Origin of the sequence: Pseudomonas sp. Xaverov 83, assembly GCF_019352905.1 — a bacterium.
GTDB classification, from domain to species: domain Bacteria; phylum Pseudomonadota; class Gammaproteobacteria; order Pseudomonadales; family Pseudomonadaceae; genus Aquipseudomonas; species Aquipseudomonas yamanorum.
In genome coordinates, this window is sequence record NZ_JAAAFU010000069.1 from 3,401 (window position 1) to 14,094 (window position 10,694).

Here is a 10,694-nt window from a genome sequence, read left to right on the forward strand (position 1 = left end):
CTCAGCCATCACCCAAATAACGGATATGCCCCCCGAAAGCTACTGCAAGTTGACAAACAACCCCCCATCCACCAGCAACGAAGCCCCGGTCACATACCGCGCCATATCCGAAGCAAGAAAAACAATGGGCCCCGCAACATCGTCGGGCTCACCCAGGCGCCCCAGCGGCGTACGCGAAGTCATGTACGCCAGCTTCTCCTCATCCGCCAAATCCTCCTTGTTGATGTCGGTAGCAATCGTCCCCGGCAACACCGAATTACAGCGAATCCCATACGGCCCCAGCGCAATCGCACAGGACTGCATCAACGAATGCAGCCCGGCCTTGGTTGGCGTGTAGTGCGTCTGCATCCCTCCACCCACCAGCGCACTGATGGAACTGACCGCGATGATCGCGCCACCCTTGCCCTGGTTTTTCATCTGGTTCGCCGCCGCCTGCACGGCGAAGTAGGCGCCGTTGAGGTTGGTGTTGACCGTCTTCAGATACACCTCCCGCGGCATGTCGAGGAACGAGTGGAACGGACAGATCCCGGCGTTGTTGACGAACACATCCACACTCCCGAACGCCTTGAGCGCGCCGGCCACCAGTTTGTCGCCGGTGTCCGGATCAGCCGCATCGCCGCCCACTTCCACCGCCTGGCCACCGAACGCCTTGATCTCCTCAATCAGCGAAAGCGCCGCCTCCGTACCCTGGCCGCTACCACTGTGGCCGATGACCACACGGGCACCCTGGCGTGCACATTCCCGGGCGGCGGCGCGGCCGATACCACGGGAGGCGCCAGTAATAATCACGGTTTTGTCTGCAAGTAACATAAGTGGACTCCTGGAAAAAAAGCGGCCTCAGCCGAGATAGTTGCCGTAACCGACCATGGCAATGGCACCGAGAATCACCGCGATACCCGCGACCAATACGCCTTTGTTGGTGGCGCTGGTGCCCTGCCATTCGCGGAAATACAGGCCCCAGCAGTTGGATACGATGATGATGAAAGACATGTGCAACACCCACGAACTGGCGTCGTTCTGCAGGCGGCTTTCGCCCATGCCGTAGAAGAAAAACTGCAGGAACCACAGGGTGCCAGCGCACGCCACCAGCAGGTAGTTGCCGAGCAGCGGCGTACTGCGGTCGGTGTAGTTGTGGAACGTACGGTTGCGCCAGTTCAGCCACAGGCACCAGAGGCCGTTGGTGGTCAGGCCACCCCACATGATCACCATGAAGGTCACGTTGTTCTGGAACAGGCTGTTGGCGCCGTGCTCCACGGCCGCTGCGGCCAAGGGGCGACCGGCGGAAATGCCGTAGCTGAAGCACGCGCTGAGTACGCCGGAGATCACCGCCACCAGCATGCCCTTGGCCACCGAGAACTCGCTGATGCTGGCAAACTTCACCGCCTCCGGCACTTCACGCTCCTTGATTAACCCGGCCTTGCCACACACCGCGATGCCCACCAGTGAAACCGCTACACCCCACAGCACCCAATGCCCGCCCTGAGACGCGAGCATCGAGGTCAGGGCGCCTTCGGTGGCGTCGGTGAACAGGTCGCGGTACAGCGCCGGCATCAAGGCGCCAAGGGCCGAGGTCAGGCCCAGTACCAGCGACATGCCCAGGGACAGCCCGAGGTAGCGCATGGTCAGGCCAAAGGTCAGCCCGCCGATGCCCCAGAGCACTCCGAACAGGTAGGTCCAGAGCAAGGTGCTGCTGTCGGCCTGGCGCAGGATGTCGGCCCAGCCGGGCACGGTCAGTTGCGCGGCAATCAGCGGCACGATCAGCCATGACACCAGGCCACCGGTGATCCAATAGCTTTCCCACGCCCAGCCACGGACCTTCTTGTAAGGGATGTAGAAACTGCCGGAGGCGAAGCCGCCGATGAAGTGCAGGATCACACCGAAGAGAATGATTTCCACGTAGTCGAATCCTTTTTTATTGTTGTGGTAGCGCGCTGTTTCAGCCTGGGGTGAGGCTGAACATCGGGATTAAATCCACGCTGACGGGCGAGGCGTCCGGATGGCTGGGCATGATGTCTTGCATGTACTGCCACCACCGTTGCATCAGCGCGGTGCCCGGCAACGCGTCGAGGCCGTGCTGGTCTACGTGGGTCATCACGGCGAACAAGGCGTTGCTGGCCTCGTCGAGGAAGATCCGGTAGTCCAGCATCCCGGCATCACGCAGGGCCTGGGCCAGTTCGGGCCAGATCTCGTCATGGCGTCGACGGTACTCGGCGTGCTGGCCGGGGTTGAGGTTCATGCGAAAGGCTCGGGTCTGCATGACTGGCCTCCGTGGGGTGGCGTGGGGCTGTAGATGCGCACCGCGTTGTGCAGGAAGAACTTGCCCTGTACGTCCTCGGGTTTGCCCGCCATGCAGGCTTTCACCAGGTCCAAGGTGGTGGCGAAACTGGCCAGATGATCGCTGTTGGGCCAGTCGCTGCCGTAGAAGCAACGGTCTTCGCCAAAGGCTTCCCACAGCACGGCCAGGCGGTCGTTGTAGAACGCCGGGTCAAGGATTAGACCCTGCGGGCCGACCTGGGGGATTTCCGCCAGTTTGGCAAACACATTCGGCCGCTCTGCCAGGCGCATCAGGTCGGCGTGATACGCCGACTCTTCACCGGCGGGCACGCTGGCATTGGGCAGGTGGTCGACGATGATGCGCAGCTCGGGCAAGGCGTCGCTCAGGTGCAGCAGCCCTTTGATCAGGCGCGGATTGGGGTTGGCGCTGTCCAGGCCACGCCCGCATTTGGCAAGCCGGCGCAGGCCATCGATGAAGCCGGGGCGCGTCTGGTCTTCGAGCAAGTCGCGGTCCCACAGGTTGCCGTAACGCAAACCGAGGAACAGGGGTTCCTTGGCCAAGGCCTCAAGGTCTGCCGCAAAGTCACCGTGCAGCGGGTCAAGGTTGCCGACGAAACCGAGCATGCGTGGGTCGCTGCGCAGGGTCTCCAGCAACCAGCGGTTGTCGTCGCGCCATGGGCTGGCTTCAACGGCAATGGCGCCGATCACGTTATGTTCGCCTGCCAGCGCCCAATAGTCCGCCGGCAAATGCGCGGCATACAGCGCGTTGCCCGGCTCGGGCCAGGGAATGCCCTGGGGGCGGCGCGGGTCGAACAGGTGCAAATGGCTGTCGATGATCGGGCCGCTGTAAGGGGTAAGAGGCATAGCGCAATCCTTCGGAACAATGGATAGGGAAGGGCCCGCACGCTACCGCGCCAGGGCCCGTTGCACCACCTCAGCCCTGCAGGTACACCGCATGGGTATGGGTGTACTCATACAGGCCGTGCTTCCCGTCGGCGCCGCCGATTCCGGATTTGCGCACGCCGGCATGGAAGCCTTGCATCGCCTCGAAGTTCTCGCGGTTGACGTAGGTTTCGCCGAACGACAATTCGCGCACCGCCTGCATCGCCTTGCCCAGGTCACGGGTGTAGATCGAGGACGTCAGGCCGTAGTCGCAGTCATTGGCCATGGCGATCGCCTCATCCAGGTCGTCGACAATCTGGATCGGCAGCACCGGGCCAAAAATTTCTTCGCGCATGATTTCCATGTCGGCGTGGCAACCGGCCAATACCGTCGGCTGGAAGTGAAACCCCTGGCCCAGATCGTCGATCTGCCCACCGGTGACCAGCGATGCACCCTGGCTCAAGGCGGTGCGTACCTTGCGATTGACGCTGTCCAGTCCTTGGCGGTTGATCAGCGGACCCATCTCCACATCGGCCTGGGCGATGGGGTCGCCGTAGCGGGTGGCGGCCATCGTGGCGCTGATGCGCTCGATAAACTGGTCGGCGACTTTGCGCTCCACGTACACCCGTTCGGCGCAGTTGCACACCTGGCCGCTGTTGATGATCCGCGAGTCGCGAATGGCTTTTACCGCGAGGTCCAGGTCGGCATCGGCGAGGACAATGGCCGGTGCCTTGCCGCCCAGTTCCAGGTTGAGCTTGGTGATATTCGGTGCCGCAGCAGCCATGATCCGCGAGCCGGTGGCTACGCTGCCGGTGAAGCTGATCATGTCCACGCCCTTATGGGCGGTGAGGGCGCCACCGACTCGGCCATCGCCGCACACCACATTGAATACCCCGGCTGGCAGGTCCGTCTCGGCCACCAATTTGGCGAACTCGAAGCAGTTGTTCGGCGTTTCTTCGCTGGGTTTGATCACGATGGTGTTGCCGGTCAGCAATGCCGGGGCCATCTTGCGGGCGATCAAAAAGAACGGGAAATTCCACGGCAGGATACCGGCCACCACCCCCAGGGGTTTGCGGAACAGGAAGATGTTTTCGTTGGGGCGGTCACTGGTGATGATCTCGCCTTCAATGCGGCGCGCCCACTCGGCCATGTAGTCGAGGTAGTCGGCGGTGAAGTTGACTTCCACTTCCGCCAGGCTGCTGACCTTGCCTTGCTCCAGGGTAATGGTGCGCGCCAGGTGGCCGACGTTTTCCCGCAGCTTGGCGGCGATGCGGCGCAAGTGCCCGGCGCGTTCGATCGCCGGCTTGCGCGCCCAGTCTTTTTGCGCATGGCGGGCAGCGGCCAGGGCCTGGTCGACGTCTTCGGCGGTGGCCGCCGGGACTTTCGACAGCAGGACGCCGGTGGCCGGGTTCAACACATCCAGGTGGGCATCGCTCGGGGTAAAGCGGCCATTGATGAAGTTCTGGTAGACCGGTACGGATGACATGCTTGGCTCCTCAGTAAGTACGTGACGGCGCCTTGGCGTCGGCGGCGGGGCGGTATCGGGCCAGGGTCGCCATGGCACCCTGGCGCAGCAGGCTGATGTCGATGGCCACCGCAATGAACTGGCAGCCCCAGGCTTGATAACGGCGAGCATCGTCTTCGTTGGGCGCAAGAATGCCGCAGGCCTTGCCGGCCGCCAGCGTGGCGTTGACCGCGTGCTGGATGCGTTCCTGCACCTCGGGGTGCCCGGGATTGCCGGCGTGACCGAGGCCGATGGACAGGTCGGCGGGGCCGATAAATACCGCGTCCACGCCTTCCACCGCCGCAATCGCCGCGACGTTTTCAACGCCCAGGCGCGACTCCACCTGCACGATCAGGCACAGCTGTTCATGGGCAGTATTGAGGTAGTCGGCCACGCCGTCCCAGCGGGTGGCGCGGGTCAAGCCGCCGCCTACGCCACGAATACCGTGGGGCGGGTAACGCATGGCCCGCACCAGGGCCTGGGCTTGCTCGGCGGTTTCCACCATCGGGATCATCAGCGTTTGCGCACCCACGTCCAGCAGTTGCTTGATCAGGTTGGCGTCGCTGCTTACCGCACGCACCACCGGCGCAGTGGCGTAGGGCGCCACGGCCTGGAGCTGGTTGAGCACGCTGGGCACGGTGTTGGGGGCGTGTTCGCCGTCAATCAGCATCCAGTCGTAACCGGTGCTGGCGACGATTTCGGCGGCGTAAGCGGTGGCGAAGCCGGCCCAGATCCCGTATTGCGCAGCGTCTTTACGCAGCGCAGCCTTGAAAGCGTTGTGGGGCATGTTCATGGCAGGAGTCCTCAGCGGTTATACGGACGATGCAGTTGGCAATCGGGGTTGAGGTCCACGCCAAACCCGGGTTTGTCGAGCACCGACAGGCGCATGCGGCCATTCACCGGCACGGGTTCACCGAGCAGTTGCGGGTGGAACATCGGCACCACCTCATCGGCCTTGGGCGCCATCATCAGGAATTCGGCGAACGGGCTGTTATGGCGGGTCGCAACAAAGTGGTAGCTGTAGACCGACGAGCCGTGAGGCACCACCAGCGCGTTATGGGCATCGGCCAGTGCCGAGATTTTCACCAGCTCGGTGAGGCCGCCGCACCAGCCCACATCCGGCTGGATAATGTCGCAGCACCCCATCTCCAGCAGCATACGAAAGCCCCAGCGGGTGGCTTCGTGTTCGCCGGTGGTGACCAACATGCCTTTGGGCACGTTGTTGCGCAGCGCGGCATAGCCCCAGTAGTCGTCGGGCGACAGCGCTTCTTCGATCCATTTCAGGCCGTATTCATGGGCGCCGATCGCCAGTTTGGTGGCGTAGTTCAGGTCCAGGCTCATCCAGCAATCGAGCATCAGCCAGAAGTCCGGGCCGACCCGTTCGCGCATGGTCGCCAGTTCCTCGAGGTTTTTGCGCAGGCCTTCTTCGCCTTCCGACGGGCTGTAGTGCAGGGGCATCTTGCCGCCGATAAAGCCCATCTTCTGTGCGAGGTCGGGGCGGGCGCCGGTGGCGTAGAACTGCAATTCGTCACGCACCGCGCCGCCGAGCAACTGGTGCACCGGCTCCTGGCGGATCTTGCCGAGCAGGTCCCACAGCGCCAGGTCGACACCGGAGATCGTGTTGATCACCAGGCCCTTGCGGCCGTAGTACAGGGTGGACTGGTACATCTGGTCCCAGATTTTCTCGATATCGGTGACGCGGGCGCCTTCCAGGAAGCGCGCCAGGTGCTTCTCGACGATATACGCGGCGGGCTCGCCACCGGTGGTCACGGCGAACCCGACGGTGCCGTCGCTGGCTTCGATTTCCACCACGAGTGTGCCGAGTACGTTGATCCCGAAACTGCGGCGGCTCTGGCGGTACTCGGGGTATTTGCTCATGGGGGTACTGATGTGATCGTCGATCCAGTGGCCGTCTGCCTGGTCGTGGTAGTCCGCGCCGCCGCCGCGCAGCACAAAGGCGCGGACGTGCTTGATAGTGAGGTTGCCCATGGTGTGACTCCTTGATTAAACAGTGGCCGGCGTGTTCGTCGCTTTTTGGCCTGGGGAATGGATACCGAGTACCAGCAACGCTGCGAGTACGGTGGTGGCGGATAGCAGGTAAAGGCCGGCCGCAGGGGAGTGAAAGGCGGTTTCTGCCCAGTTCTTCAGCACCGGGGCAATAAACCCGCCGAGGGCGCCGAAGGAGTTGATCAGGGCGATGCTGGCCGCCGCTGCGCTGCCGGCCAGGTAGCTGGACGGGAAGGTCCAGAACACCGGTTGTACAGCGATAAAACCCGAGGCGGCAAAACACAGGGCGAGCATGCCCAGCAGCGGGTTGGCGAAGGTCACTGAGCAGGCGATCCCGGCGGCGGCCATCAACAGGGTCAGGGATGCGGTTTTGCGGCGCTCGCCGGTGCGGTCGGAGTAGCCGGGAATCCACCACGCGGCGAACAGTGCGCAGACCCAGGGAATCGCCGAGACCAGGCCCACCATCAAGCCGACCTTGGTCCCCAGCAGCCCGCCGACTTGGGTTGGCAAGTAGAACACCACGCCGTAGACGCTGGCCTGGATCAGCAGGTATACCAGGCACAGGTACAGCACGCTGGGCTGACACAGCACTGTGAGCAGGCTGCGGCCGTGGGAGGTTTTGTGTTGATCTTCGTGGTCCAGCAAATCCTGGATCTGGCGGCGCTCTGCAACGCTCAGCCATTTGGCATCGGCGGGGCGGTTGTCCAGGTACCAGTAGGCCCAAATGCCAACCGCGGTGGCCATCAGGCCTTCCACCGCAAACAGCCATTGCCAGCCATGCAGCCCGGAGAACCCGTCCAGCTCCAGCAACAGGCCGGACAGCGGGCTGCCGAAGATGAAGGCCAAGGGCGCGCCAAAGTAGAAGAAGCCCATGGCCTTGCCGCGCACGGCGGAGGGGAACCAGTAGGTGAGGTAGAGAATCACCCCGGGGAAAAACCCGGCCTCGGCCACGCCCAGCAGAAAGCGCAACACGTAGAAGCTGGTTTCGTTGTGGGCAAACATCATGGCGGCGGACACCAGGCCCCAACTGACCATGATCCGGCACATCCACAGGCGGGCACCGACGCGATGCATGATCAGGTTGCTCGGCACTTCCAGCAGCGCATAGCCGACAAAAAACACCCCGGCGCCAAAGGCGAAGGCGGCGTCACTGAGGCCGGTGTCGGCCTGGAAGGCTTGTTTGGCGAATCCGACGTTGGCGCGGTCGAGGAAGGCCATGATGTACATCAACAGCAGGAAGGGCAGCAGCCGCCAGGAAATTTTGGCGAGCAGAGGTGCGGGCAGGGTCTTCATTGTTCAGTCCGGTGTTTTGTTCTTATGGGAAGGACTGTACGGCGCTCAATCCATGCGCTACAAATCGAATCTCGCTTACAACTGATAACCTCAGGGTATCGATAACAAGGATAAAAATGAGTAGTCCGTTGATCTCCCGCAGCCTGTTCAACCGCCTGCGCTACAAGCATCTGCACATGCTGGTGGCCTTGAGTTCCAGCCAGAACCTGCACCGTGCGTCCCAAAGCCTGAACATGTCGCAGCCGGCGGCGACGCGCATGTTGCGCGAGATCGAGGACATGTTTGCCTGTGACCTGTTCGAACGGCTGCCCCGGGGCATGCGCCCGACGGCGCTGGGCAAGGAACTGATCCGCTTTGCCGAGTCGGCGCTGAGTGGCCTCGACCGCTGCGCCGAAGACCTGATGGCACGTCAGCAGGGCGGTTATGGCTACTTGTCGATTGGCACCATCATGGGCGCGGCCCCGGACCTGGTGATGGACTCCATCGCCCAGATCAAGACACTCAATCCCCAACTGCGCATTCGCATCATGGGCGACACCAGCGACCAGGTGATCCAGTTGCTGGAACAAGGCCGCATCGACTTGGCCATCGCGCGGCGCAATGCCGCCACCGACAGCGAGCATTACACCTTCGAACCCTTGGGCAACGAGCGTTTGTTGGTGGTGGTGCACGCCGGCCATCCCCTGGCCCAGCGTGATGACCTGGCGTTGACGGAGCTGGTCAGCGACTGGCCGTGGATCCTGCAACCGGAAACCAGCCCGGCGCGCATCGGCTTCGACGAAGCACTGCAACGCCTTGCGTTACCGCAGCCGGCAGACATCATCGAATGCAGCTCGGTGTATTCCATGCAGCAACTGATTCAACTGACCGACGCAATTATGGTGCTCTCGGAAAGCGCCCTGCGGGATTACCTGAAAATGGGCCTGGTGGTCGCACTGCCGGTGGCGCTGGAGGTGCAGCTCGCGCCGTTCGGCATGCTGCTGCGCCGGGGTGACCCGGTGAGTCGCGAGCTAGGGATGTTTATCGACATGCTCAGGCAAAAGGCGGCGATGCTTTAAACATCCTGTGCAAAAGAACGTGGTATGCCGGCGGGATATTAAATAGAATGAATCTCATTTGAGACTGACTCGCGCCGCGCAGGTTACTTGCCATGAATGATGCTGTATTGCCGACGCACCGCGCTGAACCGACGCTTCACAGCTTGTACCGTGACCATCGCAGTTGGCTGGAAAGCTGGTTGCGACGCCGCCTGGGCAACGCCTGGGATGCCGCAGACCTGAGCCAGGACACGTTCCTGCGGGTGCTGGCCAGCGCCCAGCCGATTGCGCAATTGCAGGAACCCCGGGCCTATCTGGTGACCGTGGGCAAGCGCTTGCTGGTGAATTTTCACCAGCGGCGCAGCTTGGAGCAGGCGTATCTCGATGCGTTGATGCAGTTGCCGGAGGCTTGCGTGCCGTCGCCGGAGCAGCGCTGGCTGCTGTTGGAAACCCTGCAAGCCCTGGATGAGCTGCTCGACGGTTTGCCACCGGTGGTGCGTCGCGCGTTTCTCTGGAGCCAGCTGGAAGGGCTGGGCTACCGCGAGATCGCCGAGCGGCTCAAGGTGTCCGAGCGTACGGTCAAGCGCTACATGGCCCAGGCCTATGAGCATTGCCTGCTGGTGGAACTGTGAGCCGTACTGCACCGGATCTTGCCCGTGCGGCGGCACAGTGGCTGGCGTTGCTGGAGTCCGGTACTGCCACTGAGCGTGACCATGCCAGCCTGCAGCAGTGGCGTGACAGCCATCCTCAACACGAACAGATCTGGCAAAAAGCCCAGTTACTGCGCCAGCGTTTTACCGACTTGCCTCCGGCATTGGCCATGGCCAGCCTCGATCGCCCGCAACCGGGGCGGCGTGCGGTGCTCAAGCGTGCGTTGGGGGTGGCGGCGTTGGTGCCGGCTGCGTGGTTGCTTAGCCGGCAATTGCCGATCGATGCATGGCGCGCCGACTTGCACACCGCCACCGGCGAACGTAAGCAGGTGACGCTGGCGGATGGCAGCAGCCTGCAACTCAATACCGCGAGTGCGGTGGATGTAGATGCGGCCCGGCGCCGTGTGACGCTGGTGGAAGGGGAGATGGCGTTGACGGTGCCGGGGGCTGGCGCGCTGACGGTGCAGACGCGTTATGGCCAGGTGATCGTCAGCCAGGCTGAGGTGTGTGTGCGGCAGCTGTCATCCGGGTGTTTGGTGTCGGTGCTCAAGGGCGTAGTGCAGGTGCAGGACCTGCGTGGGCAGATGGCGACATTGCACGGTGGGCAGCAGGCTCGATTGCAGGCGTCGGGGATGGGCGCTGCGGTGGGGTTTGATGCGTTGCAATTGGGTTGGCGCGACGGTGTGCTGACTGCGCAGAACCAGCTGTTGGGTGATTTTTTGCGGGAGTTGGAGCGGTATCGGCCAGGGGTGATGCGTTGGGACTCGAGCCTGGAGACGTTGCGGGTGACTGGGAGCTTTCAGTTGGCGGATACGGATCGCATTCTTGCGTTGCTGGCGTCGACGATGGCGCTGGAGGTGCAGTTTCGTACGCGGTATTGGGTGACGCTGGTGCCGCGCAAGACGGTTGTTTGATGCGGTCTGTGTAGGACTCTGTTGCGTTGCGCTGCGTACATATCCGTTGCTGCGGTAACGGCGACTTAGGGTTCCGCTCTTACAGCGGGTCACTTTTGGCAAACGCCCCAAAAGTAACCAAAAGGTCTTTGCC

At 62.8% G+C, this 10,694-nt stretch carries 11 protein-coding genes; 3 read left to right on the forward strand and 8 right to left on the reverse strand.

The features are described from left to right. Window positions 1–39 precede the first annotated feature (39 nt). The 8 genes from K0H47_RS20125 to K0H47_RS20160 all read right to left on the reverse strand — a co-directional run bounded on the left by K0H47_RS20125 (window position 40) and on the right by K0H47_RS20160 (window position 7,960). Window positions 40–810: an SDR family NAD(P)-dependent oxidoreductase gene (locus tag K0H47_RS20125; RefSeq protein WP_219273503.1), complete on the reverse strand. Its 771-nt coding sequence runs from the start codon at window positions 808–810 to the stop codon at window positions 40–42. A gap of 27 nt (window positions 811–837) precedes the next feature. Next, complete coding sequence (gene rhaT, locus K0H47_RS20130; protein WP_219273504.1) at window positions 838–1,896, reverse strand: L-rhamnose/proton symporter RhaT; 1,059 nt, start codon at window positions 1,894–1,896, stop codon at window positions 838–840. Window positions 1,897–1,936: 40 nt separating this feature from the next. Next, window positions 1,937–2,257, reverse strand: a complete 321-nt coding sequence (gene rhaM, locus K0H47_RS20135) for an L-rhamnose mutarotase (protein WP_219273505.1) — start codon at window positions 2,255–2,257, stop codon at window positions 1,937–1,939. Beyond that, window positions 2,233–3,138, reverse strand: a complete 906-nt coding sequence (locus K0H47_RS20140; RefSeq protein ID WP_219273506.1) for an amidohydrolase — start codon at window positions 3,136–3,138, stop codon at window positions 2,233–2,235. The genes rhaM and K0H47_RS20140 overlap by 25 nt, the downstream gene beginning before the upstream one ends. A 70-nt stretch (window positions 3,139–3,208) precedes the next feature. Beyond that, window positions 3,209–4,642 (reverse strand): aldehyde dehydrogenase, encoded by a 1,434-nt coding sequence (gene aldA / locus K0H47_RS20145; protein WP_219273507.1) that lies wholly within the window; start codon window positions 4,640–4,642, stop codon window positions 3,209–3,211. Window positions 4,643–4,652: 10 nt separating this feature from the next. Next, window positions 4,653–5,453 (reverse strand): aldolase/citrate lyase family protein, encoded by an 801-nt coding sequence (locus K0H47_RS20150; RefSeq protein ID WP_093197188.1) that lies wholly within the window; start codon window positions 5,451–5,453, stop codon window positions 4,653–4,655. A gap of 11 nt (window positions 5,454–5,464) precedes the next feature. Then, complete coding sequence (rhmD, locus tag K0H47_RS20155; RefSeq protein WP_063029975.1) at window positions 5,465–6,649, reverse strand: L-rhamnonate dehydratase; 1,185 nt, start codon at window positions 6,647–6,649, stop codon at window positions 5,465–5,467. A 15-nt stretch (window positions 6,650–6,664) separates the two neighbouring features. After that, entirely contained in the window at window positions 6,665–7,960 is a 1,296-nt protein-coding gene (locus K0H47_RS20160) for an MFS transporter (RefSeq protein WP_063029977.1), read from the reverse strand. A gap of 116 nt (window positions 7,961–8,076) precedes the next feature. Between K0H47_RS20160 and K0H47_RS20165 the strand changes: the two genes are divergently transcribed. From K0H47_RS20165 to K0H47_RS20175, 3 genes are all read left to right on the forward strand, one after another. Beyond that, complete coding sequence (locus K0H47_RS20165; RefSeq protein ID WP_076016683.1) at window positions 8,077–9,018, forward strand: LysR family transcriptional regulator; 942 nt, start codon at window positions 8,077–8,079, stop codon at window positions 9,016–9,018. Between the two features lie 92 nt (window positions 9,019–9,110). Further along, window positions 9,111–9,629, forward strand: a complete 519-nt coding sequence (locus tag K0H47_RS20170) for a sigma-70 family RNA polymerase sigma factor (protein WP_219273508.1) — start codon at window positions 9,111–9,113, stop codon at window positions 9,627–9,629. Further along, window positions 9,626–10,561 carry a FecR domain-containing protein gene (locus K0H47_RS20175; protein WP_219273509.1) on the forward strand — a complete coding sequence of 312 codons (936 nt, stop codon included), beginning with the start codon at window positions 9,626–9,628 and terminating at the stop codon, window positions 10,559–10,561. The genes K0H47_RS20170 and K0H47_RS20175 overlap by 4 nt, the downstream gene beginning before the upstream one ends. The last annotated feature ends 133 nt before the right edge of the window (window positions 10,562–10,694 follow it).

Coding starts and splice junctions, on each gene's coding strand:
- K0H47_RS20170 (WP_219273508.1), top strand. CDS start 9,111: ATGAATGATGCTGTATTGCCGACGCACCGCGCTGAACCGACGCTTCAC.
- K0H47_RS20165 (WP_076016683.1), top strand. CDS start 8,077: ATGAGTAGTCCGTTGATCTCCCGCAGCCTGTTCAACCGCCTGCGCTAC.
- K0H47_RS20125 (WP_219273503.1), bottom strand. CDS start 810: ATGTTACTTGCAGACAAAACCGTGATTATTACTGGCGCCTCCCGTGGT.
- K0H47_RS20150 (WP_093197188.1), bottom strand. CDS start 5,453: ATGAACATGCCCCACAACGCTTTCAAGGCTGCGCTGCGTAAAGACGCT.
- K0H47_RS20160 (WP_063029977.1), bottom strand. CDS start 7,960: ATGAAGACCCTGCCCGCACCTCTGCTCGCCAAAATTTCCTGGCGGCTG.
- K0H47_RS20140 (WP_219273506.1), bottom strand. CDS start 3,138: ATGCCTCTTACCCCTTACAGCGGCCCGATCATCGACAGCCATTTGCAC.
- rhaM (WP_219273505.1), bottom strand. CDS start 2,257: ATGCAGACCCGAGCCTTTCGCATGAACCTCAACCCCGGCCAGCACGCC.
- rhmD (WP_063029975.1), bottom strand. CDS start 6,649: ATGGGCAACCTCACTATCAAGCACGTCCGCGCCTTTGTGCTGCGCGGC.
- aldA (WP_219273507.1), bottom strand. CDS start 4,642: ATGTCATCCGTACCGGTCTACCAGAACTTCATCAATGGCCGCTTTACC.